Raw genomic sequence first — 24,172 nt, 5'->3', positions numbered from 1 at the left:
GCTAGCGCAGGGCAGCCACAGAGGCGGGGTGGAGGGGATTCAGGGTCGGGTGGGCGGCGCGGGCGGCCGGGTGGGAGGCTGGGGCGGCATGCCCTGCCCCTCGGAGAGTCTGATCAGCCACGCGAACAGCTGGATGAACGCCAGGGCCAGGGCCGGCAGTCCGGCGAGCATCATGATCCAGCCGCTCAGCTGCTGGTTCTGCAGCGGCGTGTAGTTCCACAGGCACAGGGCGCTCACGTACGGGGTGTACAGCACCTGGGGGGAGTACAGCCAGACGCTGGCGACGGCCATCATGGGCAGCGCGCTGATCAGCCCGAACCAGCCGCGTGAGCCGATGTCGGCGGGCTGCACGCTGGGCAGCGGGCGCAGGATGACACTCCAGACCATCAGGCTGCTCAGCAGGTACAGGGCGGGCAGCAGCGCCCCGGCGGTGTTCGACACGACGCTGGCGTTGAATCCGGCGGGGACGTTCCAGAACACGATCACGGCTGTCCAGACGGCCAGCGCCACCCAGGGGTCCAGCAGGACGCCCAGGGCGCGGCCCAGGGCGCGGCGCGGGTTCAGGTTCAGGCGCGGCAGGCCCAGCACCAGCAGCGGCGGCACGAGTTCCGCCAGGATCATCAGGCGGCCCATGTACAGCGCCATGCTGCTCTGCGTCAGGGTGGCGGCGCGGCTCTGGGTGGTGATCAGCAGCAGTGCGGTGCCCAGCGCGAACAGCGCGGCCCGCCACGCCGGCCACGCCCCGGCCGCCGCGCCGCGCCGGGCGCGCAGGAACCCCCAGGTGTACGCGGCGGCGGCCAGCAGCGTGGGAATCAGGAAGGCCGGGTCGGGCGTGGGGACCAGCAGGTCGGCCAGGGTGGGGTTCAGGTTGACGGGGGTGGGGGCGCTCATGGGGTCTCCAGGACGTACTGCACGTCGGCCTTCACGCGTTCGAGTTGCGGCAGCTGGGTGTAGTCCCACAGGACCCGCAGCTGCCCGCGCGCGTCGATCAGGTACGTGGCGGTGGTGTGGTTGATCTGGTACGACTGCGGGCCTTTCACGTCGGCCTTCTGGTACGCCACGCCGTACGCGGCGGCCAGGGTGGACAGCGCCGGTTCCGGCACGCGCACGCCCACGCCCGCCTTCCCGAAGAACGACACGTACCCGTTCAGGCGGGCGGGCGTGTCCCGCGCGGGGTCCACGCTGACGAGCACGACCCGCAGCCGCTCGCGCTGTGCGGGTGGCAGGGCGTCACGCACGCGGTTGAGGTACGAGAGGGTCAGCGGGCAGATGTTCGGGCAGTTCGTGAACCCGAAGAACAGCGCCGTGACCGGCCCGCCGGCCTGTCCGCTGTCCGGCGTGAACGTGAAGGGCTGCTCGCGCTCCCCGGCCTGCACGGTCCCGCTGAACCCGGCGGCCCGCGTTCCGGCCGGGTACGCCGTTCCGAAGAACGGGTACGGGCTCTTCAGGCGGGCGTAACCCCACACGGCCAGCAGCAGCAGGGTCACGGCGGCGGTTGCCAGCAGCGCCGACACGTACCAGGGGCGGGCGGGCGGTCCGGGGGGCGCGAGCGGCGGGTGGGGGGGCGTTTCGGTCACGGGGGTCTCCGGGGCGGGTGTCAGGGTTTCAGGACCGGGAGGTCCAGGGTCAGGGCGCGGCCCTGCGTGTCGGTCAGGGTGAGGCTCAGGCGTTCGCCTTCCTGCAGGGGCGCTTTCAGGCCGCTGAGCATCAGGTGGTCGCCCGTGTCGCTGAGGGTCAGGGTGCCGCCGGCGGGGACGGTCAGGGTGTCCACGGCGCTCATGCCGGTCAGGCCGGCCGCGTCGGTGCGGGTGACCATCAGCGTTCCGCCGGTCGCGGCGGGACTGCTCACGCCGCTCAGCTGAATGTCGTCGGGCCCGGTGTTCGTCAGCGTGGCGAACACGCTGGTGTCCCGCACGCCGGGCGGCACGGCGACCACGCGCCCGCCGCTGACGGTGATGGGCAGCGGCGCGGCGGTCTGCGGGGCTGCGTCTGCGGCGACCGGCTTCCCGTGGGTCGCGCCGTGGGTCAGGTCACCGTGCCCTGCGTCGCTGTGGGCCATCGCGCCCATGTCGTGGGTGGTGGGGGCCGCCGGTGTGGCCGTCTGCGTGCTGGCCGGCGTGCCGGCGGCCGTTTCGGAGGCCGCGCCGGGCCCGCAGGCGTTCAGGGTGAGCAGGGCCAGCAGGGCCAGCGGCACCGCAGGGGGGGTGCGCGGGCAGCGTGGAGGAACGGGTGGGGTCATGACACTCCTTTCGGCGGCCGGCGTGGCCGTGACACGGGGCCGGGCCGGCGGTCTTCAGCGGCAGTCTAGGCCGCGCCCGGGGGCCGCATTGTCCCCGGCCGGGCCGGCCGCGCCGCCCGTCCCCCTGTGGAACCCTTTCCATAAAGGGAGTATGGTGAGGCCAAGACCATGCGGAAACCCACCATTCAGGATGTTGCCCGGCAGGCCGGGGTTGGCGTCGGCACCGTTTCACGGGTGCTGAACAACCACGTCGCCGTCAAGGGAGCCACGCGCGAGAGCGTCCTCAAGGCCATCGCGGACCTCGAGTACACGCCCAACCCGCACGCCCGGCGCATTGCCGGCGGCAAGAGCTACACCATCAGCGTCCTGCTGCCGGTCCTCACCACGGAGTTCTACGTGCGGCTCCTCGACGGCCTGGAAAGCGCCTTTCAGGAAGCGCGGTACGACGTGGCGATCTTCCCGCTGCTGGACCGCTCCCGCCTGGAACGTTACCTGGGGTCCCACACCCTGGCGTACCAGGCGGACGGGCTGGTCATGGCCACCTATAACCTCACGCAGATGTTCCACGAACGCCGCCTGCGCACGCAGCAACCGACCGTCCTCGTCGACGCGTACGCCGACAACGTGGATTCCTCGTTCATGGACAACGTTGCCGGGGGCCGCCTGGCCGGCGAGTACGCCGCGAAACTCCCGGGACAGCTGTACGCCGTGTGGGTCGAGACGGAACTCGATCAGCTGTTCACCACCCGCGTGTTCGAGGATCGCCGCAGCGGCTTCATGAGCGAGGTGCAGGCGGCCGGGCGCAGCGTCCGCGCCGAGTACACCTCCAGTTTCGACTCGCTGGCCGCCCGCAACACCGCCGCGACCCTGCTGGACGACGCGCAGGCCGCCGGGCTGCCCTGCACGGTGTTCGCGTCGGCCGACATGCTCGCCGGGGCGCTGCTCGACGAGGTGCGTCTGCGCGGCCTGCGCATCGGTCAGGACGTACGGGTCATCGGTTTCGACGACCAGCCCTGGGCGGCCGAGCGGGGCCTGACCACCCTGCACCAGCCGGTCGAGAGCATGGGTTACGAGGCCGCGCAGCTGCTGCTCTCGCGCCTGAACGGCTACAAGGGACCGCCCCGCGCCCGCCGTTTCGAACCGCGCCTGATCGTGCGCGGCAGCGCGTAAGGGGCGATGGTCGAACGTTGATGGTTGCACGTGGATGGTTGATAGACGCACCCCTCTATCAACCATCCACCATTCACTCTCTACACCCTGGCGCGCAGGCCCAGCAGCAGGCCGGCGGTGAAGGCCCCGGCGAACGGCAGGTTGGCGGTCAGGACCCGCGTGAGCCACGCGCCGCCCTGCTCGCTGCCCTGCCGCAGCCACGGCTCGGACAGCGCCTGCACCCGCAGCCAGTTCACGGTGATCAGGTCGAAGTACGACAGCAGTTGCAGCGTGATGAACAGGACACCCAGCACGATCAGCACCACCCGCCCGATGTGGCGCAGCGCCACGCCGGTCGCGAACCCCAGCAGCGCGCCCACGCTCAGGTCGGGCAGCATGGCGCGCAGCGTGTCGCTCAGGGAGGAGACGCCGGGCAGGGCCGGAGCGGGGGGAGTCACGGGGGGAATCGTCATGGGCGGGGTGGGCGGTGCGCCGGCCGCGCGGCCGGTGGGGTGGCGCGCATCCTAGCGCAGGAGCGGGGGCCGGTGACGCGACCTGCCGGGAACCCAGACTGCGGTGCGCGGGCCGGGTGCGGGGCGCTATGGTAGGAGCACTGTGGACCTCCCGACCGAGCCTGTGCCCGCCGACCTCCTCTCTCCCGAGTTGCTGGAGCGGCTGACGGCCGGCGAGGAACGCGCGTGGTTCGAGTTCGTGCAGGAGTACGAGGGCCGCATGTACGGGTACCTGTACCGCCTGGAAGGCAACAGCGAGGACGCGCTGGACCTGACCCAGGAGGTCTTCTACCGGGCGTGGCGCAGCATCCGCACCTTCCGGCCCGGCGAGCGGGTGCTGCCGTGGCTGTATCAGGTGGCGCGGAACACGCAGATCGAATCTCACCGCCGCAAGCAGTTGCAGCGCTTCTCGCTGGAGCAGGCGCGCGAGGACGTGGGCTTCGAGGTGACCAGCCAGAAACGGTCCCCGGTGCAGGCGGCGGAGAGTGCCGACGCGCAGGACCGCGTGCAGCGCGCCCTGCTGCAACTGCCGCCCGAGTACCGCGAGGCGGTCGTGCTGCGCTTCGTGGAGGACCTCAGTTACGACGAGATCGCGCAGATTCAGGGCGTGGCGCTCGGCACCGCCAAGAGCCGCGTGTTCCGTGCCAAGGAGCAGCTCGCGGACCTGCTGGAGAGCGTCGCTGACGTCAACTGATACGGACTCCGATTGAATGGCTTGCAGAGCCGTTCAATCCGAGCGGATGCGACTCGGAGAGCTGCTCCGCAGAGGAGGAGCTGGGCGGGTTCCTGCCGCAAAGGCCGGCGCCCACCGGTCACGCGGCGGGTTCAGGGACGCGCGAACACCTGCGTCCAGTAGCGGGTGTAGGGACTGCCGGGGCGGGTGACGTACGACAGGCCGATCAGGGTGAAGTTCCCCATGATGTTGCGGCAGTGGCCGGGGCTGCGCAGCCAGCCGTCCACCGCCTCGGCAGGCGTGGTCTGCCCGGCGGCGATGTTCTCGGCGACACTGGCGGGATTCAGGCCGGCGGTCTGCACGCGGCGCAGGGGGCTGCTGCCGTCCAGGGCGCTGGTGTGGTCGAAGTACCCGTACAGCGCCATGGCGGCCGACTGTCCCTGCGCGGCGAGGTCCAGCGCCGGGTGCGGGAGCAGGGGGGGCAGGGCGGGGCCGCCGGGGCGCAGCGTCGCGCAGTTCCAGCCCTGTGCGCGGGCGCGGTTGGTGAGGCGCAGGACCTCGCTGTCGAAGGCGGCGCTGGTCTGGAAGGGCGCGGCGTTCAGGGTCAGGCGGCGTTCCAGTCTCTGCCCGGCGCTGCCGGTGGCCTGCGCCTGCGCCACGTGCGGGCCGGCGGTCAGGGGGAGCGGGCCGGGGCCGACCTCGCGGCCGTCGAGCAGCACGCGCGGCGGTTCCGGGTGGTACAGGACGCTGCCGGCCGCGCCGATGCGGACGCTGCCGGGGGCGTGCAGGACGGTCAGGTCGGCGCGTTCCGGTCCGCCGCTGCGCACCTCGATGGGGGTCTCGGCGCGGCTGACCTCGCGGCCCTGCGCGTCCACGAGCGTGGCGACCAGCGTGAAGGTCCCGGGCCGGTAGTAGGTGTGCGTGACCTGCGCGCCCTGCGCGGCGCCGCCGTCCCCGAAGGACCAGCGAGCGGTGTGGCCGGCGGGGAAGGTGGCGGTGTAGGTGACGGTCAGCGGGGCGCGGCGTTCGGCCTCGGCGCTGTACCCGATGCGGAACGTGCCCTGCGCATGGGCGGCCGGGGCGGACAGGACGGACAGCAGGCCCAGCAGCAGGCGGGGCAGGCGGGAGCGGCGGATCACGCAGTCCAGCGTACGGGGCGGCGAGCCGGGGCGCTGTGCGGAAATCCGGTTCGTCAGGTCGTGGTCAGACTGGGGGTGGGCGCGGCCCGCAGGTGGGTGGCGGGGTCTCCGAGCGTGAGGGTGACGATCAGCCCTCCTCCCGGCGGGTGGCTGATGGTCACGTCCCCGCCGTGCGCGCGGGCGTAGCGGCGCACCAGCGGCAGGCCCAGCCCCTGCCCGCCGCGCAGGCCCACCGGGCCGCGTTCGTACGGCTGGAAGACCCGGCCCTGCAGTTCGGGGCTCATGCCGGGACCGAAATCACGGACCTGCACCTGTGGGCGGCCCTGCGGGGTCAGGAGCGTCACCTCGACCAGGCCGTCGGTGTACTTCAGGGCGTTCTCGGTGAGGTTCTCGATCATCTGCCGGAAACGGCCGCTGTCCACCGGCCACAGGACCGGCGTTTCCGGCGTGACCACGTGCACGCGGGCGGACGCGAAGCGGCGCACCAGCGGGCGCAGGTCGGTCCGCTGGGGGTGGAGGGTCACGTCGAGGTACAGGTCGTTCAGGCGGCTCAGGTCCGCGCGGTTGGAGATCTGCGAGGCGCTGTCCTCGATCATGGCCAGCAGGCGCTGCTGCTGGTCGGGTGTCTCGGCGCGGCGCAGCAGGTCACTGGCGAGCAGCAGGGTCTGCAGGGGGCGGCGCATCTCGTGACTGGCGAGGTTCAGGGCTTCCAGCTGCCGCTCCTCGCGCAGGCGCATGCGCAGGTGTTCCCGCCGCCAGAACATCAGTGCCCGCAGGATCAGCAGCGCGCTGAGCAGGCCGGTCAGGGCGGACGTGCCGATCAGCGCGTACCGCAGCCGCGCGAGTTCCTGCTGGTAGCGGATGCCGAGACTCTTGGCGTACTCGTTCGCCTGGACGTTCAGCCCGATCGCTTCCTGCGCGGCCCGCTCGGCCGAGGCGGCCGTGTCCTCCTGCAGGTTGCGGGCCACGACCGACAGGCGGCGTTCACCCAGGCGTTCCACGTCGTCGAGCAGCGCGAACTGCGCGCGGTTCAGGGCGCTGGACAGGGCCTCCAGCCGGCGCTGCTGGCGTTCCTCGGCCGGCACGTCCGGGTGGCGGGAAACCTGGTACTGCATCACGTCCTGCACGAAGCCCTGGTAGGCGTAGGGGCTCCAGCCGCTGCCGTTGTTTTTCAGGGCGGTGTAGGCGGGCAGGGTGGTGGTCAGCAGGACGGTGGTGGTCAGGACGCCCGGCAGGCTGGCCAGCAGCAGTTCGCGGGCCAGCAGCAGCAGGCGCGGGGGAATCCGGCGGCGTTCGGGAGCGGGCGGCGTCATTGCGGGGCGATGCGCTCGGCGAACCACACCCAGGCGGCCGAGTACTCACCCGTGTGGAACCGTTCCGGGCGTTCCGGCAGGACGACGGTCAGCGGGCCTTTTTGCAGGATGGGGATGGGTGCGCCGTCGGCGCGGTAGGCGAGCATGATCGGCCAGTTCATGTAGTCGTCGGCGCGGATGGTGCTGGCGAAGCCGTTGGAGGCGTACACCCGCAGGTCGCGGCCGAGGAAGCCGCCGCGCGCGGCGAGGTCCCGCAGGGTGACGCCCTCGTAGGTGAAGGTGCGTTTCAGTTGCGGGTGCGGGGTGGTGTAGCGCACGGCGGGCATGGCCTGAAGCTGCCCGAGGGTGAGTTTCAGGTCGCTGTGCCCGGTGCTGATGGTCAGCGCGCGGCGTTCACCCGGCTGGACCCTGGGGGTGGCCTGCGCGGCGCGGACGTAGGTGAAGGCCGGCGGGCGCGGCTTGAGCTGCAGCGGTCCGGCCTGGCCGGCGCGGCTGGCGGCGAGGATCAGCACGGCCGATAGTCCCAGGCGCCACACGTGTGGGCGTGTCAGGAAGTGTGGCTTGCGGGGGGACACGCAGGTCAGTCTAGTGGCTGCATGAGCGGATCACAAGGCGGCGGTGAACAGAATTTACTTTGTGATACGGATTCCGATTGCATGGTTGACCGACACCGTTCCATCCGAGCGAAGCGCCCCGGAGAGCGGATCCGCCGCGTGGGACCCCAGAGGACTGCCGGGCGTGACGCTGGCAACCCGGTGGGTGGGCGGAGTGTGAACGAACCAGAAGGCCGGCCGTATCAGGTGCCTTTCCATCGTCCGGGGCCGGCTGGGACTTCCGGGGATCCGGAGGGCCGGCTCGGCGCGCTGACTGACGGGCAGGTGAGAACTTCCCGCAGGGACGGGGGGAGAAGGGTCAGGTGGGCGTCACACGGGGGGCGCACACTGCCGGCATGACTTTCTTCCGTATCCAGCACCTGTTGACCGTGACGGCCGCCCTGGCAGCCGTGTCGTCCCTGGGACCGGCGCGGGCCGCACCCAACCTGAGCGCCCAGAGCATCATCGTGAATCCCGTGGTGTCGGACCTGAGCGTGAAGGTCTGGACGGACCGGGACAGCAGTGGCCGCGCCACGCCGTCCTACGCGCCCGGCGAGAAGATCCGCCTGTACACCAGCGTCAACCAGGACGCGTACGTGTACCTGTTCAACGTGGACCCGCAGGGGCAGGTGGACCTGATCCTGCCGAACCGGTACCAGGGGGGCGCGAACTTCCTGAAGGCGAACGTGGTCAAGGCGTTCCCGGCGGCCGGGGATCCCTTCAGCTTCGATATCGCCGCGCCGTACGGCGTGAACAAGGTGCTGGCGGTGGCCAGCCGCACGCCGCTGAACCTCGATCAGATCGCGACGTTCAAGGCCGGGCAGGACAGTTTCGCCAGCGTGAAGGTCACGGGGCAGCAGGGGCTGGCGCAGGCGCTGAGCATCGTCGTGACGCCCCTGCCCCAGAACGCCTGGGTGACCGATACGGCCTTCTATGCCGTGGCGGGCCGCGCGGTCAGTGCGCCGCGTCCCGTGACGCCCAGCCCGGCGCCGGTGGTCACGAGTCCCTGGGGCGCGCAGCGTGAGTGGCGGATCACCGTGGACAGCCGTTCGGACCTGCGTGGGCAGCACGACGCGTACGCCGCGAAACTGCGCAGCGAGGGGTACGTGCTGGTGGAGACCCGCGTGAAGAACAGCGAGATCGAGAGCGAGTTCCGCCGGGCGGATGGCAGCAAGGCTGAACTGAAGGTCAAGCGCAAGGGCAACCGCACCGAGATCACGGTCGAGCGGCGCTGAGCCGGTCTTCAGAGGCGGCGGGGGGGATTCCCCCCGCCGCCTCTGGACCGGGCCGCGCGGGTTTCGTGAACGGATTGGAACACCGCCGATCCGTTCACGTCACGCCCGGCACTCCTCTGGGGTCCCACGCGGCGGAGCCGCCCGACGGGTCGCTTCGCTCGGATGGAACGGTGTTGGCCAACCCGTTCCATCCGGGTCTGCATGAGGGGCCGGATGCAAGCGAATTCCAACCTGTTGTCTAGAGGGGTCAGTCGGTTCAGACTGGCCCCTCCCCTTGCATTCCGGCCTGGGCTGACCATTATGATGGGCAGGCACCACAATTGAATTCCACCCGCTCCGCGCTGTGGCGGAGCACTCTTTTGGAGGTTTCACCATGAAACGTGCTGTCTCTCCTGCCCGTACCGGGATCGGGGGCGCGCTGTCGGCGGCCCTGCTCCTGTCCGCCTGCTCTCAGGCGCCCGCTCCGGCACAGCTCACGCCGACCCAGCCTGGAACCGTTTCCAAAACGGTCCCCGTTCAGTCCCAGGCGATCAGCGGCGCGAACATCGACGCCTGGCGGCAACAGGTCATCTACCTCGTCATGCCGGACCGTTTCTCGAATGGAAACACTTCCAACGACACGCTGGGACAACCCAACTGCTTCGACCCCGCCAGCCCCACCAAATTCCACGGCGGCGACCTGCAGGGCCTGCGCAACAAACTCGGGTACATCCGCGACCTGGGCGCCACCGCCGTCTGGACCACCCCCGTCTACCGGCAGGTCGGCATCGTCAACGGCAGCCAGTGCGGCTACCACGGCTACTGGCCCGACTACACCAACCCCGACGACACCGCCCTCGACCCCAAATTCGGCACCGGCACCGACCTGAGCGGCCTGATCAGCGACCTGAAGGCCGGCGGCCAGAAGTACATGATGGACATGGTCGTCAACCACGCCGGGTACGGCGCACGCATCACGACCCAGAACCCCTCCTGGTTCCACGGCAACTGCACCGGCGACGACATCGTCTGCCCGCTTGCCGGCCTCCCGGACTTCCGGCAGGAAGACAGCGCCGTCGCCACCTACCTCACCAACCTCAGCAAGAGCTGGACCGGCACGTACGCCATCGACGCCATCCGCATGGACACCGTCAAACACGCCCCCACCAGCTACTGGCAGAACTCCTGGGTGCCGGGCGTGCTGGCCACCCGCCCGAACACCTTCCTGCTGGGCGAGGTCTTCGACTCGGGCAACCTGGGCAAACTGAAAACCTACCTGGACGCCGGTTTCGACTCCACGTTCAACTTCCCGCTGCGCCAGGCCATGGTGGACTCGGTCGGCAAGGGCGGCAGCCTCGACGGCCTCGCGTCCCGCATGCAGGACACCCTGACCACCTTCGGCCTGGACCGCACGCTGCTGCAGGTGAACCTGCTCGACAACCACGACGTGCCCCGCTTCGTGAACGAACCCGGCGTGGGCGTCGCCGAGACCGAGATCCGCGCCCGCTACGGCAACGCCCTGGGCCTGCTGATGACCCTGCCCGGCATCCCGCAGCTGTACTACGGCAACGAACTGGGCATGTACGGCGCCTCCGACCCCGACAACCGCCGCGACATGCCCGCCTGGGCCTGGACCGACACCGGGCGCGGCGCGGCGCAGGCGAACTTCGTGGCGGGCGGCGGCACCCCCAAGAACACCTACGACCTGACCCGCAAACTCACGGGCATCCGCAAGGCGAACGAGGCGCTGTGGAAAGGCAACTACGCCGAACTGTGGCGCCCCAACGGCGGGCAGAACGTGTACGCCTTCTACCGCGGCAGCGGCACCAACCGCGTCGTGGTCGTCGTGAACACCTCGTCCAGCGCCGCGAGCGTGAACCTGGACCTTCAGGGGAACGCCGGCATCAGCGCGGCCGACAAGAGCGCCCTGAGTAACGGCACCGTCTTCAACGACCTGCTGGCCGAGGGGGCGCCCGCCAGCGCGACCGTCACGGCCGGGAAACTCCCGGTGACCATCGGGGCCGGCAAGATGGGCATCTACCGGGCCGGCGCGACCGGCACCGGCGGGACGGGCGGCACGGCCGTCAGCGTGACCTTCCAGGTGTCGGCCAGCACCTTCTTCGGGCAGGACGTGTACCTCGTCGGGGACCGCCCGGAACTGGGCGCGTGGAACACCGCCTCGGCGCTGGCCATGACGCCGGGCGGCTGCGTGGGCAGCACCTGCACCTGGAAGACCACCGTGAGCCTGCCCCCCAGCGTGGCGGCGCAGTTCAAGTTCATCAAGAAACCCGGCGACAGCGGAGCCAGCCTGACCTGGGAGGGCGGCAGCAACCGCACCTACACGACGCCCGCCTCGGGCAGCGCCACGTACAACGGCGGCAACTGGCAGTAATACGGACTCCGCATAAGGCCCGGCCGGCTGTCCGGCCCAGCCGCGCGGGCCGCAGGGTAAAAACGAACGCCCGTTTGGAACAGGTGCCTCCCGGCTGCTACGCTGGGAGGCACTTCAACATTGCCCGGGGAGACGCGCCGCTCCCCTCCCCACCCCCCATGCCAGACGCCCTGCCCTGCCCCATCCCCGGCCTGCCCGCGCGCAGTGACCGCCTGCTGAACCAGCGCCGCGCGCCCTGAAACGGCCCCGACCCGCGGCCCTGCTCCCGGCGGCCCCACCCCCGGCGACCTCGCCCCCGTTCCCGCCCCCCTGCCCTCCCAGGAGTTCCCATGAGCCCCGAACCCACCCCGCAAGCCCCCCACCCCGGATCCAGCCCCCGCCCTGAATCCAGCGAGGTCGCCTACGCCGCCGCCGAGGCCGCCTACGACGCCGGGCAGCAGGCCGGCACCATGCTGCAGGTCATCGCGCCCGACGGCACGGTCGTCCGCCCGGACCTGCTGCCCGACCCCGCCACGCGCCTGCACCTGTACCGCCAGATGCGCCGCGCCCGGCACTTCGACGAGCGCGGCTGGGTGCTGTACCGCCAGGGCCGCCTGGGCGTATTCCCACCCTTCGGCGGCATGGAAGCCAGCCAGGTCGGCACCGCCGCCGCCCTCACGAAGGACGACTGGCTGTTCCCCACCTACCGCGACACCGGCGCGGCCCTCACGCTCGGCCTGCCCATCGCGCGGACCCTCGCGTACTGGCGCACCAGCCCGCACGGGTGGCACATGCCGGCCGACCTGAAGGTCCTGCCGTTCTACATCCCGATCGCCACGCAGTACCCGCAGGCAGTCGGCGCGGCCCTCGCCGAGCAGCGACAGGGCACCCGCAACGTCGCCATGGCCTTCATCGGGGACGGCGGCAGCAGCGAGGGCGACTTCCACGAGGCCCTGAACTTCGCCGGAGCCCTGAACGCCCCATGCGTGTTCATCCTCCAGAACAACGGCTGGGCCATCAGCGTCCCCACCCGCCACCAGACCAGGGCCACGGACCTGAGCCGCCGCGCCGACGGGTACGGCATCCCCGGCGTGCGCGTGGACGGCAACGACGCCCTCGCCACCTACCACGTGACCCGCGAGGCCGTGGACCGCGCCCGCAGCGGCGGCGGCCCCACCCTGATCGAGACCGTCACGTACCGCGTCAAGCCGCACACCGTCGCCGACGACCCGACCCGTTACCGCACGGACGCCGACAACGCCGGCTGGGACGCCAAGGACCCCGTCACACGCCTGCGCGCCCACCTGCTGACCGAAGGGCTGATGACCGAAACGGGCGAGGCCGACATGCTCGCCGAAATCGCCGCCGAATTCGAGGCCGCCCTCGCCGAGGCCGACAGCTACCCCGAACCCACCCCCGCCGAAATCCTCGACCACGTCTTCGCCGAACCCACCCCCCAACTGAAAAAACAGCGCGCAGAGATCCTCGCCGAACACGCGCACGACCAGAAGGAGCAGGCATGACCGCCACCGCCACCCCCCCCACCGGCACCAGGAACATGACGATGGTCGCCGCCATCAACGACGCGCTCGACATCGCCCTGGGCGCCGACGACACCGTCCACATCTTCGGGGAGGACGTGGGCGTCATGGGCGGCGTGTTCCGCGCCACCGACGGCCTCCAGGCCAAGTACGGTGAGGCGCGCGTGTTCGACACGCCCCTCGCCGAGGCAGGCATCGTCGGCATGGGCATCGGCATGGGCCTCGCGGGCCTCAAACCCGTCGCGGAAATCCAGTTCGCGGGCTTCCTCTACCCCGCCCTCGACCAGATCCTCTCCCACCTCGGGCGCTACCGCCACCGCACCCGCAGCCGCTACCACCTCCCCATGGTCATCCGCGCCCCCTACGGCGGCGGCGTCCACACCCCCGAACAGCACGCCGACAGCCCCGAAGCCATCCTCGCCCACACCCCCGGCGTCAAGGTCGTCATCCCCAGCACCCCCGCCGACGCCAAGGGCCTGCTGCTCTCGGCCATCAACGACCCGGACCCCGTGTTCTTCTTCGAGGCCATCAAACTGTACCGCTCGACCAAGGCAGACGTACCGGTCGGGGATTACCGCGTCCCCATCGGCAAGGCCCGCCTCGTCACCGAAGGCGACGACGTGACTGTCATCTGCTACGGCGGCATGGTCGAAGTCGCCGAGAAAGCCACCGCTGCCGCCCGTCAGGCCGGGATCGGCGTGGAAGTCATCGACCTGCGCACCCTCGTTCCCATGGACACCGACACCATCCTGAGCAGCGTGGCGAAAACGGGCCGCGTGGTTGTGGTGACCGAAGCGCCCCGCACCGCCGGCTTCCACAGTGAAATCGCCGCCGTCATCGCCGAGGAAGCCATCGAACACCTCCGCGCCCCCATCGTCCGCGTCACCGGCTTCGACGCCCCCTACCCCCCCTTCACCGCCGTCGAGGACGTGTACCGACCCAACCCCGTCCGCGTGGCGAAGGCGATCCGGCAGGTCATGGACTACTGATGCGGACTCCGATTGTTTCGCCGACAATCCGGAACTTCACCGATCTGTGAACGAAACAAACGGAATCCGTGTGGGCGGCCGGCGCGGCGCCTGCGCCCCGGCTACGCGGAGGCCCGGCAGGGGCTCACGGCGCTGTAACGCGGCTCTATAGAAGCAGGCCCCGACGTTCACCTGTCGGGGCCTGCTGTGTACAACGCGTTTACTTCTTGGGTGCGTCGATGGTCTTGCCGGGTTTGCTCTTGCCGGCGGGGCGGGTAGGGGCCTTCTCGACCTTCTGGCCGATGGTGGCGGTTTCCTTCTCGACCTGCTTGTTGATCAGGATCTGCTGCCCGATGCCGATCAGGGTGGACAGGATGATGTAGATGGTCACGCCTGCCGGGAAGGTCAGCGCGAAGTACAGGAAGATCAGGTAGATGAACGCCTGCTGGCGGAACATGTCCGGGTTCTTGCGGGTCATGACGTACAGCTGTCCGATGTTCACGATCAGGTACACGACGGCCAGCAGGTACAGCGGGTCGGGAATGGCGAGGTCCGGGAGCCACAGGAAGCCGCTGTCGAACTCGAAGTTGCGGATGGTGGACCACAGGGCGATCAGCACCGGGAACGGAATGAACGTGGAGAAGCACCCGGCCGGGTTGAAGTTGTAATCCCGGTACAGTTGCGCCATCTCGGTCTGCATGGCGCGCTGCGAGTCGGCGTCCTTGCGGTCCTTGTACTTGTCCTGGATTTCCTTGATCTTGGGCTGCATGACCTGCATGCGGGCGGTGGTGCGGCCCTGCGCCTGCATCAGGGGCCACATGACGGCGCGCAGCAGGACGGTCAGGACGACCAGCACCAGGCCCCAGTTCCCGATGACCTTGTACAGCTGCTCCATGAGTTTCACGATCAGCAGGCTGATCTGACCGAAGAAGTTCGGCTGGAACAGGCCGGGCAGGGTGGTGTAGCCGCTCTGGTACAGGTGGATCAGTTCGTTCTTGCCGCCGTAGATTTCCAGGTTGCTGCTGGCGGGCACGGACGCGCTGATCAGGCCCTGCGCGCCGCCGGTCAGGGTGGCGTTGATGGGCGCGGCGGGTTCGTTGCCGGGCGCGGCGGCGCTGGCGCTGGCGGTCGTCTGCGGCTGGATGATCAGGGCGTGCGCGACCTGGCTGGGGTTTTCCTGCAGGGCGGCGTAGCGGATGTTCTCGACGACCAGGGTGCCGCTGCCCTGCACGGCGGCCGGTTGCGGCGCGTTCTGCGCGAGGGCCTGCACGCGGGGGTTGTCGGCCTTGCCGAGGCCGGGGAACAGGATGTTCACGCGGTCGGGGCCGCCCGTGACCTCGGTCTTCAGGTCCACCTTGAAGTTGCGGGGGTGCAGGGTGACGGTCTTGGTGACGGTCACGCCGCCCTGCTCGTAGCGGAACACGGCGTCCTGGCGGTTGGCGGTCACGTCGGTGGTCAGGCCGGTGGGGGCGGTCACCTGGGCGTCGGCGGCCGGGTCGAGCGTGCCTTCGGCCTGCACGGCCAGCGCCTTGCGGCCGGCGACCATGTTCACGATGCCTTTCTGGTCTTTCAGGGTGCTGAAGTCGAAGGTGCCGTCGGCGCGTTTCTTGAGGTACGGCGTGCCGGCGTAGCTCTTGATGTACCAGCCGATGATCTCGCCGCGTGCGTTGAACACCACGTCCTGCAGGTTGCTGGTCGCGATGAACTCGTCGCCGGGCTGACCGTCGAAGTCGGCGGTGATCCATTCGGGCGAGATGGCCTTGCCGAAGGTGGGAAGGGGGCCGGTCTGGCTGCAGCTGCTCAGGAGCAGCGCGCCGCCGACGGCCACGAGGGGAAGCAGGTGTCTTGTCTTCATGGGGTGTGGGGTCGCCTTTTGGGGAAGTGCTCGGGCACCGGGTCGAACCCGCCCGGCACGAGTGGATTGCAGCGCATGACGCGCCAGGAAGCCAGCCACGCGCCCCGCAGCGCGCCGTGCCGCTCGATGGCCTGCGCGGCGTACTCCGAGCAGGTCGGGGTGAAGCGGCAGGTGGGCGCGGGTTTGCGTGGAGACAGCGCCGCCTGATAGTACCGGACGGCGCGGAGCAGCCCGCGGGCCGCGAGTCCCCCGGCTGGCCGTGCGTCCGGGTTGTTCACGCGGACCCGTCCGGGGTGGGTGGGCTGGCGGGGCGGTCGGTCTGCACGGAAGCAGGTACGTCCCGTGGGCCTGCGGCGTTCCCGCCGCCCTGCCTGCTGCCGGAACCGCCGCGTTTCACGCGGCCCGGAGCGCGGGAGAGCGCGCGGACCAGGGCGGCCTGCAACTGCGGGAACGGCACGGTCAGGACGGCCGGGTTGGGCAGCAGGATCGCGCGGCAGGGGGGCAGGCCGCCGGGCAGGGTGCGCAGTGCCTCGCGGACGCGGCGGCGGGCGCGGTTGCGGTCCACGGCGCGCTTCAGGGTCTTTTTGCTGACCACGATGCCGATGATCGCGCGGGGTCGCCACGTCTCGCCGTGGCGGGGGCGGTACTCGGTGACGCGCAGTGTGAACAGCGGGTCCCGGACCGCGAGGCCGTGACTGCGGACCTTGCGGAATTCGCGGTCGCCACGCAACGAATCCAGCGCCACCGGACGGCGGGGCCGTTCCTGCGTGGCGCTGGACTGAACTGCACGGGCGATAGGGGTCGCTCCTGAAGGCAGGGGCTTACTCGTCGGAGACGGTGAGCTGCTGACGGCCCTTCGCGCGGCGGCGCGCGAGGATGTTACGGCCGGACTTGGTCTTCATGCGGGCGCGGAAGCCGTGGGTCTTGGCCCGCTTGCGGACGTTGGGCTGGTAGGTACGCTTCATGGTGCTCTCCTTGCTCGCGGAACTGCCCCTCTCCTGGGGTCGTGGCAGCCTCACGCGATAGCGCCCCCCTGCGGAGGGCAAACTCCGGGAGTGTATCACGGAAGGCCAGCAGCGTCCAAGAGGCGGACGGTGCGCGGGCGCACGGCGCTGCGGACCGCATCGTCGCGCGACAGCAGCGGGCCGCGCCACTAAGCTGACCTCATGATCAGCAACGACCGGGGCTGGACGGCCCTGCTGACCGCAGGCACGCTGCTGTGCGCGGCCCTGAGCCTGGGCCCGGCCCTCCTGCCGCGCCCGCAGGTGCCGGCCGTGACGCGCGTGAACCTCCCGCCACCCGCCGCGCTGCCCGCCGCCAGGGCCGCCCAGGAGCCGCCCAGTTACCCGGTCACGGCCAGCGTGCAGCCACTCATCTCGGGGCGGGTGAACCTGAACACCGCCACGCCCGAGCAGCTGGAGGCGCTGCCGAAGGTGGGGCCGTCCCTGGCGGCGAAGATCATCGCGGGCCGCCCGTACCGCTCGCTGGCCGACCTGGACCGGGTCAAGGGCGTCGGACCGGCCGCCCTGAAGACCCTGACCCCGCTGGTGACGTTCTGACCGGGTGGGGGCGGCCCCCGGCGCCGGGGGCCGCGTGAGCGGACGGCACGCACCCGGTCCGCTGGGCCGCGCGCACGTGGAGGCGGCGCCCAGGCCAGCGCTGGCGGCGGCGCGGGCGGCCCGCACGGCGTGGTCGGTTCCGGCGGTGCTGGGCGTGATCGCGGGCATCCTGCTGGCGCTGGGGGTCACGCTGGACTTCAGTGAATCCGGCCTGCTGTCCTTGACGGGCCTGGGTGGGCTGCTGGGGGCGCTGGCGTGCCGTGAACCCCGCCGGGGCCTGCTGCTGGGGCTGGCCGTGGCGGGCGTGGGAGCGGGGTTCCTGTCGGCGCGCACCGTGCTGGCCCGCCCGGACCCCATGACGCCGTGGCTGGGGGCACAGGTGACCCTGAAGGGCGAGTGGGACGGGCAGTTCCTGACGCTGCGTGAGCCGCGCGCGCGGGTGGCGGTCGCGCCGAAACCCACGCAGGGCGCGGGGCAACTGACCGTGTCGGGTCGGCTGGTCGCGCCGGAGGGGCGGCGCACGCCCGGCGGGTTCGATCAGGCGGCGTGGCTGCGCGCCCAGGGTGGGCTGCTGCTGCCCACGCCGGGCGCGGTGCTGGTCGCGGCGCGCGTGCAGGCGCACACGCCGGGGCGGGGGCTGCGCGGCTGGTTCCGGCGCGGCCTGAGCGCCGGACTGGACGACCGGCGCGCGGCGCTGATGCAGGCGATCGAACTGGGCGACCGGGCCGACATCAGCCGCGAGGAGTTCGCCGGGGGGTACGCGGTGCGGGACGCCTTCTCACGTGCGGGACTGGCGCACCTGATGGCGCTGTCCGGGCAGAACGTCGCGCTGATCACGGGCGTGCTGCTGTGGCTGCTGATCCGCGCCGGGGCGCCGCCCGCGTGGCGTTACGGGCTGCCGGCGGCGCTGCTGCTGCCGTACCTGCTGCTGCTGGTGCAGCCGTCCCCGAGCATCACGCGGGCGGTGATCATGGGCGGCGTGGCGCTGGTCGCGCTGGCGGTGGGGCGCGGGCGGCCCGACCCGCTGGGCCTGATCGCGCTGGCGGCGCTGCTGTGCCTGCTGCTGTTCCCGCTGTGGCTGCTGGACCTGGGTTTCGGGCTGTCGTTCCTGGCGGTGCTGGCCCTGACCGGCTCGGCGCGGCTGGCCGGGCGGCTGCCGGCGCGCTGGCCGCACGCGCTGCGGCTGGCGGTCGCGGCGACCGTGCTGGCGGAACTGGGCACCCTGCCGGTCATTGCGGGCACGTTCGGGCAGGTGCCGCTGGTGGGCCTGCCCGCCAACCTCGTGGCGGGCGTGATCATGGCGGCGCTGGTTCCGCTGGGGTTCCTGGCGGGGCTGCTGGGGCCGCTGGCCGCGCCGCTGAACCTGATCAACGGGCCGCTGGCGTCGGCGCTGCTGCTGGTCGCGCAGACGTTCGGGCAGGCGCCGGTCCTGAGCTGGGGCGTGATCGGCCCGGCGGGGTTCGTGGCGTTCGTCACGGCGGCCGGGGCGGGCTGGTTGTGGCTGCTGGGGCGCGTGCCGGGCCGCGCGGTCGTGGGGGCGGTGCTGGCGGGCACGCTGCTGACGGCGCTGCCCGGCTGGGTGCGGCCCGCGCAGGACATCGTGTTCCTGGACGTGGGGCAGGGCGACAGCACGCTGCTAAGGTTGCCGGGCCTGACGGTCCTGATCGATGCGGGCGGCTCGGTCGGCAGTGACTACGACGTGGGCGGGCGCACGGTCGTCCCGGCCCTGCGGGCGCTGGGCGTTCGGAAACTGGACGTGGTGATCGCCACGCACGCCGACACGGACCACATCGAGGGCGTGAGCGGCGTGCTGCGCGCCCTGCCGGTCGGGGAGCTGTGGATCGGGCAACGCAAGACGGACGACCCGGTCCTGACGGCCGTGCTGAACGAGGCGCAGGTGCGCGGCGTGCCGGTACGCGAGGTGCGGCGCGGCGACCGCGTGCAGGCGGGCCGCGCGGCCCTGACGGTCCTGTGGCCTCCCGGCAACGTGTGGAGTACCGAGGACAACGACAACAGCGTGGCTGTCCGCCTGGATGTGGGCGACTGGCACGCCGCGTTCCTGGGTGACCTGCCCGCCCCCGCCGAGGCCGCGCTGAACACCGGCCCGCTGAACCTGCTGAAAGTCGCGCACCACGGCAGCCGCCACAGCACCGGCGAGGCCCTGCTGGCGCAGGCGCGCCCTGCCGACGCCGTGATCAGCGTGGGCCGCAACACCTACGGTCACCCCCACCCGGACGTGCTGGGCAGACTGGCCGCCGCGCACACCCGCGCGTGGCGCACCGACCGCAACGGCACGATCACCTGGCCGCTGCCGTGAGGGGCCGCTGCCATAAGGGGTGTGGGCGGCGGGAATCTCCTCCCCGCAGCCCACACCCCCACCAATTCCTTCAGTCGGTGGCGCTGGCTTTCAGGTCCTCGGCCCTGGGCGCCAGTCCGGCGCGGCTGGTGAGGGGGCGTTCCGGGAGGATCAGGGTGGAGAGGAAGGCGAGGCCGACCAGCACGGCGGAGACCAGGAACACCTGATCGATCGCTCCGGCCATCACGCCGCGCAGGGCGTCCAGGATGGGCTGGAGCAGGTTGCCGTCTCCGAGCTTGCCCAGGCCCGCGCCGAGCTGCGCGGTGGCCTGCGGGCTGGTCAGCAGGTTCGGGTTGGCGATGGCGTCCTGCACGGGGGCGGGCAGGTCGCGGGCCTGGGCCGGGAGGCTGGCGGCGAGGTGGCTGTTCAGGTGGGTGTTCACAAGGGCGCCGAACAGGCTGACCGCCAGCGTGCCGCCGATCTGGCGGAAGAACTGGTTGCCGCCGGTGGCGCTGCCCAGCTGTTCACGGGGCGCGGCGTTCTGCACGGCCAGGGTCAGCTGGCTGTTCACGGGGCCGAGGCCCAGACCGAGCAGGACCATGATGCCGACGGCCAGCAGCAGCGGGGTGTCGGTGCCGAGGGTGGTGGCGAGCAGCAGCGCGGCGGTGGCGACCAGGCCGCCGGTCAGGATCAGGTTCTTGTAACGGCCGGTGCGGCTGACGATCTGCCCGCTCAGGGTGCTGGTGAGGATCATGCCGAACATCAGTGGTGCCAGGGCCAGGCCGCTGCCGCTGGCGCTGGAGCCGCGCACGCCCTGCATGTACAGCGGGAGGTACAGGATCGCGGCGTACATGCCCGCACTCGTCAGGAAGCCCGCGAAGGACGCGACGGCGATGCCCCGGTCCTTCAGGAGGCGCAGGTTCAGGATGGGGCGTTCCTGGCGGGCGCTGTGCAGCGCGTACCCGGTGAACAGCGCGGCGGTGCCGAGCAGCAGGCCCAGGATGGCCGGGCTGGTCCAGGCGTACGTGCCGCCGCCCCACGAGAGGGCCAGGGTGAGGGTGGTGACGGACGCACCCAGCAGCAGGGCGCCGAGGGCGTCGAAGTGGCCGCGCGTGCCGGGGGCGGGCAGGCGGAAGAACCGCCAGATGAAGTACGCGGCGAGCAGCGCGAACGGCAGGTTCACGAAGAACACGCTGCGCCAGCCCAGGTGGTCGGTCAGGAAGCCCCCGACGAGCGGCCCCACGACGGAACTGACGCCCCACACGGCGCCGGTGTAGCCCTGGTAGCGGCCGCGTTCGATGGGCGTGAACAGGTCGGCGATGGCGGTGAAGCTCATGGCCATCAGGGTGCCGCCGCCGATGCCCTGCACGGCGCGCAGGAGGATCAGCTGTTCCATGTTCTGCACGAAGCCCAGCCCCACGCTGCCCAGCGTGAATACGGCGATGCCGAGCAGGATCAGGGGGCGGCGGCCGTAGCGGTCGCTGACGGTGCCCACGATGGGAATGGTGATGGTGGTGGCCAGCGAGTACGCCGTGAAGGCCCAGGCGTACAGGTGGAAGCCGCCCAGGTCGCTGATGACGCGCGGCATGGCGCTGCCGACGACGGTCAGGTTCAGGCTGGAGAGGAACAGCACGGTCAGGATGCCCACGAAGGCCAGGATCTTCTCGCGTTCGTTCAGGCCGCTGTGCGTGGCGGGGGTGGGTGGGGTCATGCGCGTTCTCCGGTGGGGTCGTTCAGTGCGTCGTCCAGGGCGTTCAGTGCGGCCAGGGCAGCCTGCACGCGCTCGGGCGGCAGGTGCCCGAAGTGGGCCTGCACGATGTCCTGCCCGGTGGCGCGGGTGCGGGCGCGGGTGGCCTCGCCCTGCGGGGTGAGCTGCAGGCGCTGCAGGCGCAGGTCGGCGGGGTCCGTGACGCGCTGCACGAGGCCCGCGCCGACCAGTTTGGTCACGATGCGGGTCACGGTGGGGGCGGGCAGGTTCTGGCGGGCGGCGACCGCGCCGGGCGTGCCTGCGCCGTCCATGATGCTGGCGAGGACCAGCAGTTCCTTGGTGTTCAGGCCCAGCGCGCGTTCCAGTGGCTCGTCGAGGGCGTGTTTGAAGCGCCGTGAGAAGCGCAGGGTGGTGCGCACCAGCAGGTACAGGGCGTCGTCGGGGGCGCTCGGGCCGGTGCCGGGGGCGGGATGGGGGGAAGTCGCAGCACTCATTTCATCTGGAAGTATTCCAGATGGAAAGACATGCAACCGCGCCTTTCGTCACAGAGGCGCACCCGTCCAACCCGACCGGACACCCGTCAGTGTGCTGTCGGGGCCAGCCGCAACGCCTGCACCTGCGCCATGCCGTCCACCTGCTCGGCCAGCCGCACCCCATCCCGCAGATGCAACGCCAGCGCCGCACCCAGCCACGGCAACGCGTCCGGCGGCAGATCGCCAGGCGCGAACCACCCCACCTCCGAGGTCTTCTCCAGCGGGCGCGGCGTTCCCACCCACACGCGCGCCTCGAAGAACACGTCCAGCCCCTGCGTGCCGTCCAGGTCATAGCGCGCCACGCCCAGGCAGGCCAGCGCCGCCGGGTCCAGACTCACGCCCACCTCCTCGGCCGCCTCACGCACCGCCGCGCCCGCCAGCGTCTCCCCCGCCTCCACATGCCCGCCCGGCAGCCCCCACAGACCGTCCGCGTACGACGTCCCGCTGCGCCGCCCCAGCAGCACCCGCCCCCGGTCATCCAGCAGCACCGCCCACGCCACCAGATGAAAGGTCATACGGACTCCGATTGAACGGGTTTTGCAACCCGTTCAATCCGAGCGGACGCGAGTAGGAGCCCAGCGGATGCCGGACGCGGAGTTGGCAACCCGGTGTCTTCCCGGGTTGTCAACGAAACAGACCGCATCCGCATCACACCAGGACCCGCGCCTGCCGCACGTCGGCCAGCTGCTCGGTCACGCACACACCCCGCCGCAGGTGCGCGTCCAGCAGCGGCGCGATCCACGGCAGGGCGTCGTCCGGCAGCGCGTCGGGGGCAAACCACGCGACCCCGGACGTCTTGTGCAGCGCCCGCGGCACACCCGCCCACCCTGGCGCGCGGAACAGGAAGTCCGTGCCCTGCGCGCCGTCCACCTCGTACCGCCGCACACCCAGCACCCGCAGGCCGGTCGGGTCCAGGCTCAGGCCCACCTCCTCGCGCACCTCACGCGCCGCCGCCTCCGGCAGACCCTCGCCCGGCTCCACCTGCCCGCCCGGCAGGCCCCACAGCCCGTGCCCGTACGCCGATCCGTCCCGGCGGCCCAGCAGCACCCGGCCCCGCTCATCCTGCACGACCACCCACACCAGCAGATTCCGCATGGCCCAGCGTGGCACGCGCCGCGCCCCGCAACCGCAACAGGTGACGCAGGACACCCCCCACGCGGCGGCCTGCGCTATCCTGCCGGATGCGTCACCGGGGGTGCCTGCCGACAGCGGCGGGCTGAGACTTGACCCCAAAGAACCTGATCCGGGTCATACCGGCGGAGGGAGCGTGACCGGCAGCCCACACCCCACGTGTGGCGGCCCACCGCTTCCCCTCGTGACGCGAGGGGACTTTCCATATGCGTAACACACTGACCGTACTTGCCGCCCTTGCCCTTGCCAGCGCCGCCAGCGCCCAGGGCAACCCCACCCAGGCCACCCTGACCGTCATCACGCACGACTCCTTCGACGTGGACAGGAAACTGATCGCCGCGTTCGAGACGCAGAACCGGGCAAAGGTGCGCTTCATCAAGGGCGGCGACGCCGGGGAACTCCTGAACCGCCTGATCCTCACCCGCCGCGCCCCCGTTGCCGACGTGGTGTACGGCCTCGACAACAGCCTGCTGCCCCGCGCCCGGCAGGCCGGCATCCTCCAGCCGTACAAGAGCCCCGCGCTCTCCCGCGTGCCCGCCGCGTACCGCCTGGGCGAGGACGGCCTGCTGAACACCGTCGACTACGGCTTCGTCGCCCTGAACTACGACCGCACGTGGTTCGAGAAGAACAAGGTCGCCCTGCCCAGAAGCCTCGACGACCTGAAAACCCCCGCCTACGCCAAACTCACGGTCGTGCAGAGCCCCGCCACGAGCAGCCCCGGCCTCGCCTTCCTGCTCGCCACCGTCAACCACTACGGCGAGGCGGGTGCCTGGAACTGGTGGCGCGCCGCCCGGCAGGGTGGCATGAAAGTCACGCGCGGCTGGAGCGACGCGTACTACAAGGACTTCACCCGCAACGGCGGCAAGTACCCCATCGTCCTGTCCTACGCCAGCAGCCCCGCCGCCGAGGTCTTCTACGCCGACGGCTTCAACCCCGCCAACCTCCCCGCGCAGGCCCCCACCGCCAACCTGTTCCTGCCCGGCAGCACCTACACCCAGCTGGAGGGCGTCGGCATCCTGAAAGGCAGCAAACAGACCGCCCTCGCCCGGAAATTCGTGGACTTCATGCTCGGCGCACCCGTCCAGACCGACATCCCCACCCGCATGTGGATCTACCCCGCCATCAAAGGCACCCCCCTGAACCCCGTGTTCACCTTCGCGCAGGAACCCACCCCCACCCCCATCAAGGCAGAGGTCGCCAGCAACCCCCAGCGCCTCGTGGACGCCTGGGTGACGCAGGTGCTCCGGGCGCGGTGAGGGTTGTGGGCAGTCGGGAGTGGGAAGTGGGAACGGCAACACAGCTGCTTCGCAGGACCCCTCATACGGATTCCGTTTGTTTCGTTGACAGATCGGAACACCACCGATCTGTCAACTCCACG

24 protein-coding genes and 1 riboswitch are annotated in these 24,172 nt (G+C 71.0%); of the genes, 9 read left to right on the top strand and 15 right to left on the bottom strand.

Annotation, left to right across the window (positions count from 1 at the left end; all coding sequences use genetic code 11):
* Positions 1-39: 39 nt before the first annotated feature.
* From ABDZ66_RS00600 to ABDZ66_RS00590, 3 genes are read right to left on the bottom strand one after another with little or no spacing between them, the layout of a single operon-like run.
* A complete protein-coding gene (locus ABDZ66_RS00600) occupies positions 40-891 on the bottom strand; it encodes a cytochrome c oxidase assembly protein (protein ID WP_343754942.1) in 852 nt (283 codons plus the stop codon).
* Complete coding sequence (locus tag ABDZ66_RS00595) at positions 888-1,577, bottom strand: SCO family protein (RefSeq protein ID WP_343754940.1); 690 nt, start codon at positions 1,575-1,577, stop codon at positions 888-890. Before ABDZ66_RS00595 ends, ABDZ66_RS00600 begins: the two co-directional genes overlap by 4 nt.
* A 20-nt stretch (positions 1,578-1,597) precedes the next feature.
* A complete protein-coding gene (locus ABDZ66_RS00590; RefSeq protein ID WP_343754938.1) occupies positions 1,598-2,239 on the bottom strand; it encodes a copper chaperone PCu(A)C in 642 nt (213 codons plus the stop codon).
* A gap of 168 nt (positions 2,240-2,407) precedes the next feature.
* Here ABDZ66_RS00590 and ABDZ66_RS00585 point away from each other — a divergent pair, with 168 nt between their 5' ends.
* Positions 2,408-3,409 (top strand): LacI family DNA-binding transcriptional regulator, encoded by a 1,002-nt coding sequence (locus ABDZ66_RS00585; protein ID WP_343754936.1) that lies wholly within the window; start codon positions 2,408-2,410, stop codon positions 3,407-3,409.
* 80 nt (positions 3,410-3,489) lie between these two features.
* On the opposite strand, the gene ABDZ66_RS00580 is transcribed toward ABDZ66_RS00585, so the two are convergent.
* Positions 3,490-3,846 (bottom strand): FUN14 domain-containing protein, encoded by a 357-nt coding sequence (locus tag ABDZ66_RS00580; RefSeq protein ID WP_425544380.1) that lies wholly within the window; start codon positions 3,844-3,846, stop codon positions 3,490-3,492.
* 157 nt (positions 3,847-4,003) lie between these two features.
* Here ABDZ66_RS00580 and ABDZ66_RS00575 point away from each other — a divergent pair, with 157 nt between their 5' ends.
* Positions 4,004-4,594, top strand: coding sequence for an RNA polymerase sigma factor (locus ABDZ66_RS00575; RefSeq protein ID WP_343754934.1), 591 nt, complete (start codon positions 4,004-4,006; stop codon positions 4,592-4,594).
* 131 nt (positions 4,595-4,725) lie between these two features.
* On the opposite strand, the gene ABDZ66_RS00570 is transcribed toward ABDZ66_RS00575, so the two are convergent.
* Genes ABDZ66_RS00570 through ABDZ66_RS00560 form a run of 3 tightly spaced genes read right to left on the bottom strand, consistent with a single transcriptional unit; the run spans position 4,726 to position 7,600 of the window.
* Positions 4,726-5,712 carry a CAP domain-containing protein gene (locus ABDZ66_RS00570; protein WP_343754932.1) on the bottom strand — a complete coding sequence of 329 codons (987 nt, stop codon included), beginning with the start codon at positions 5,710-5,712 and terminating at the stop codon, positions 4,726-4,728.
* A gap of 53 nt (positions 5,713-5,765) precedes the next feature.
* A complete protein-coding gene (locus ABDZ66_RS00565; protein WP_343754930.1) occupies positions 5,766-7,025 on the bottom strand; it encodes an ATP-binding protein in 1,260 nt (419 codons plus the stop codon).
* On the bottom strand, positions 7,022-7,600 hold the full coding sequence (locus tag ABDZ66_RS00560) for a hypothetical protein (protein ID WP_343754928.1): 579 nt from the start codon (positions 7,598-7,600) through the stop codon (positions 7,022-7,024). The genes ABDZ66_RS00565 and ABDZ66_RS00560 overlap by 4 nt, the downstream gene beginning before the upstream one ends.
* A gap of 374 nt (positions 7,601-7,974) precedes the next feature.
* Here ABDZ66_RS00560 and ABDZ66_RS00555 point away from each other — a divergent pair, with 374 nt between their 5' ends.
* From ABDZ66_RS00555 to ABDZ66_RS00540, 4 genes are all read left to right on the top strand, one after another.
* On the top strand, positions 7,975-8,853 hold the full coding sequence (locus ABDZ66_RS00555; protein ID WP_343754926.1) for a DUF4384 domain-containing protein: 879 nt from the start codon (positions 7,975-7,977) through the stop codon (positions 8,851-8,853).
* Positions 8,854-9,226: 373 nt separating this feature from the next.
* Entirely contained in the window at positions 9,227-11,224 is a 1,998-nt protein-coding gene (locus ABDZ66_RS00550; protein WP_343754924.1) for an alpha-amylase family glycosyl hydrolase, read from the top strand.
* A gap of 329 nt (positions 11,225-11,553) precedes the next feature.
* Entirely contained in the window at positions 11,554-12,726 is a 1,173-nt protein-coding gene (gene pdhA / locus ABDZ66_RS00545; RefSeq protein ID WP_343754922.1) for a pyruvate dehydrogenase (acetyl-transferring) E1 component subunit alpha, read from the top strand.
* Positions 12,723-13,733 carry an alpha-ketoacid dehydrogenase subunit beta gene (locus ABDZ66_RS00540; protein WP_343754920.1) on the top strand — a complete coding sequence of 337 codons (1,011 nt, stop codon included), beginning with the start codon at positions 12,723-12,725 and terminating at the stop codon, positions 13,731-13,733. The genes pdhA and ABDZ66_RS00540 overlap by 4 nt, the downstream gene beginning before the upstream one ends.
* A 199-nt stretch (positions 13,734-13,932) precedes the next feature.
* Here the strand turns inward: ABDZ66_RS00540 and yidC are convergent, their stop codons facing one another.
* The 4 genes from yidC to rpmH all read right to left on the bottom strand — a co-directional run bounded on the left by yidC (position 13,933) and on the right by rpmH (position 16,532).
* On the bottom strand, positions 13,933-15,567 hold the full coding sequence (yidC, locus tag ABDZ66_RS00535; RefSeq protein WP_343754918.1) for a membrane protein insertase YidC: 1,635 nt from the start codon (positions 15,565-15,567) through the stop codon (positions 13,933-13,935).
* Positions 15,564-15,845, bottom strand: coding sequence for a membrane protein insertion efficiency factor YidD (gene yidD, locus ABDZ66_RS00530; protein WP_343754916.1), 282 nt, complete (start codon positions 15,843-15,845; stop codon positions 15,564-15,566). Before yidD ends, yidC begins: the two co-directional genes overlap by 4 nt.
* Positions 15,842-16,297 (bottom strand): ribonuclease P protein component, encoded by a 456-nt coding sequence (gene rnpA / locus ABDZ66_RS00525; RefSeq protein ID WP_343754914.1) that lies wholly within the window; start codon positions 16,295-16,297, stop codon positions 15,842-15,844. The genes yidD and rnpA overlap by 4 nt, the downstream gene beginning before the upstream one ends.
* A 91-nt stretch (positions 16,298-16,388) precedes the next feature.
* Positions 16,389-16,532 carry a 50S ribosomal protein L34 gene (rpmH, locus tag ABDZ66_RS00520; RefSeq protein ID WP_055362370.1) on the bottom strand — a complete coding sequence of 48 codons (144 nt, stop codon included), beginning with the start codon at positions 16,530-16,532 and terminating at the stop codon, positions 16,389-16,391.
* Between the two features lie 201 nt (positions 16,533-16,733).
* On the opposite strand from rpmH, the gene ABDZ66_RS00515 reads away from it, so the two are divergent.
* Positions 16,734-17,126, top strand: coding sequence for a ComEA family DNA-binding protein (locus ABDZ66_RS00515; protein WP_343754909.1), 393 nt, complete (start codon positions 16,734-16,736; stop codon positions 17,124-17,126).
* A gap of 34 nt (positions 17,127-17,160) precedes the next feature.
* The gene (locus tag ABDZ66_RS00510; RefSeq protein ID WP_343754907.1) at positions 17,161-19,443 is read left to right on the top strand and encodes a DNA internalization-related competence protein ComEC/Rec2; all 2,283 of its coding nucleotides are present in this window, start codon (positions 17,161-17,163) and stop codon (positions 19,441-19,443) included.
* A 70-nt stretch (positions 19,444-19,513) separates the two neighbouring features.
* Here the strand turns inward: ABDZ66_RS00510 and ABDZ66_RS00505 are convergent, their stop codons facing one another.
* The 4 genes from ABDZ66_RS00505 to ABDZ66_RS00490 all read right to left on the bottom strand — a co-directional run bounded on the left by ABDZ66_RS00505 (position 19,514) and on the right by ABDZ66_RS00490 (position 22,758).
* Positions 19,514-21,133: an MDR family MFS transporter gene (locus ABDZ66_RS00505; protein WP_343754905.1), complete on the bottom strand. Its 1,620-nt coding sequence runs from the start codon at positions 21,131-21,133 to the stop codon at positions 19,514-19,516.
* The gene (locus tag ABDZ66_RS00500; RefSeq protein WP_343754903.1) at positions 21,130-21,624 is read right to left on the bottom strand and encodes a MarR family winged helix-turn-helix transcriptional regulator; all 495 of its coding nucleotides are present in this window, start codon (positions 21,622-21,624) and stop codon (positions 21,130-21,132) included. Before ABDZ66_RS00500 ends, ABDZ66_RS00505 begins: the two co-directional genes overlap by 4 nt.
* 86 nt (positions 21,625-21,710) lie before the next feature.
* Positions 21,711-22,178 (bottom strand): NUDIX domain-containing protein, encoded by a 468-nt coding sequence (locus ABDZ66_RS00495; RefSeq protein ID WP_343754901.1) that lies wholly within the window; start codon positions 22,176-22,178, stop codon positions 21,711-21,713.
* A gap of 133 nt (positions 22,179-22,311) precedes the next feature.
* Entirely contained in the window at positions 22,312-22,758 is a 447-nt protein-coding gene (locus ABDZ66_RS00490; RefSeq protein ID WP_343754899.1) for an NUDIX domain-containing protein, read from the bottom strand.
* Positions 22,759-22,844: 86 nt separating this feature from the next.
* A riboswitch (TPP riboswitch) is annotated at positions 22,845-22,946 on the top strand.
* A gap of 54 nt (positions 22,947-23,000) precedes the next feature.
* Between ABDZ66_RS00490 and ABDZ66_RS00485 the strand changes: the two genes are divergently transcribed.
* A complete protein-coding gene (locus ABDZ66_RS00485) occupies positions 23,001-24,050 on the top strand; it encodes a thiamine ABC transporter substrate-binding protein (protein ID WP_343754897.1) in 1,050 nt (349 codons plus the stop codon).
* Positions 24,051-24,172: the final 122 nt, after the last annotated feature.

Origin of the sequence: Deinococcus depolymerans, from assembly GCF_039522025.1 — a bacterium.
Taxonomy (GTDB): Bacteria; Deinococcota; Deinococci; order Deinococcales; family Deinococcaceae; genus Deinococcus; species Deinococcus depolymerans.
The sequence above is the reverse complement of the archived record's forward strand: the minus strand, read 5'-3'. Positions and strand labels throughout refer to the sequence as shown.

Bases quoted from the DNA above. Each gene is read 5' to 3' on its own strand.
- ABDZ66_RS00600 (WP_343754942.1), bottom strand. From the start codon at position 891: ATGAGCGCCCCCACCCCCGTCAACCTGAACCCCACCCTGGCCGACCTG.
- ABDZ66_RS00590 (WP_343754938.1), bottom strand. From the start codon at position 2,239: ATGACCCCACCCGTTCCTCCACGCTGCCCGCGCACCCCCCCTGCGGTG.
- ABDZ66_RS00585 (WP_343754936.1), top strand. From the start codon at position 2,408: ATGCGGAAACCCACCATTCAGGATGTTGCCCGGCAGGCCGGGGTTGGC.
- ABDZ66_RS00565 (WP_343754930.1), bottom strand. From the start codon at position 7,025: ATGACGCCGCCCGCTCCCGAACGCCGCCGGATTCCCCCGCGCCTGCTG.
- ABDZ66_RS00555 (WP_343754926.1), top strand. From the start codon at position 7,975: ATGACTTTCTTCCGTATCCAGCACCTGTTGACCGTGACGGCCGCCCTG.
- ABDZ66_RS00550 (WP_343754924.1), top strand. From the start codon at position 9,227: ATGAAACGTGCTGTCTCTCCTGCCCGTACCGGGATCGGGGGCGCGCTG.
- pdhA (WP_343754922.1), top strand. From the start codon at position 11,554: ATGAGCCCCGAACCCACCCCGCAAGCCCCCCACCCCGGATCCAGCCCC.
- ABDZ66_RS00540 (WP_343754920.1), top strand. From the start codon at position 12,723: ATGACCGCCACCGCCACCCCCCCCACCGGCACCAGGAACATGACGATG.
- yidC (WP_343754918.1), bottom strand. From the start codon at position 15,567: ATGAAGACAAGACACCTGCTTCCCCTCGTGGCCGTCGGCGGCGCGCTG.
- rpmH (WP_055362370.1), bottom strand. From the start codon at position 16,532: ATGAAGCGTACCTACCAGCCCAACGTCCGCAAGCGGGCCAAGACCCAC.
- ABDZ66_RS00515 (WP_343754909.1), top strand. From the start codon at position 16,734: ATGATCAGCAACGACCGGGGCTGGACGGCCCTGCTGACCGCAGGCACG.
- ABDZ66_RS00505 (WP_343754905.1), bottom strand. From the start codon at position 21,133: ATGACCCCACCCACCCCCGCCACGCACAGCGGCCTGAACGAACGCGAG.
- ABDZ66_RS00500 (WP_343754903.1), bottom strand. From the start codon at position 21,624: ATGAGTGCTGCGACTTCCCCCCATCCCGCCCCCGGCACCGGCCCGAGC.
- ABDZ66_RS00495 (WP_343754901.1), bottom strand. From the start codon at position 22,178: ATGACCTTTCATCTGGTGGCGTGGGCGGTGCTGCTGGATGACCGGGGG.
- ABDZ66_RS00490 (WP_343754899.1), bottom strand. From the start codon at position 22,758: ATGCGGAATCTGCTGGTGTGGGTGGTCGTGCAGGATGAGCGGGGCCGG.
- ABDZ66_RS00485 (WP_343754897.1), top strand. From the start codon at position 23,001: ATGCGTAACACACTGACCGTACTTGCCGCCCTTGCCCTTGCCAGCGCC.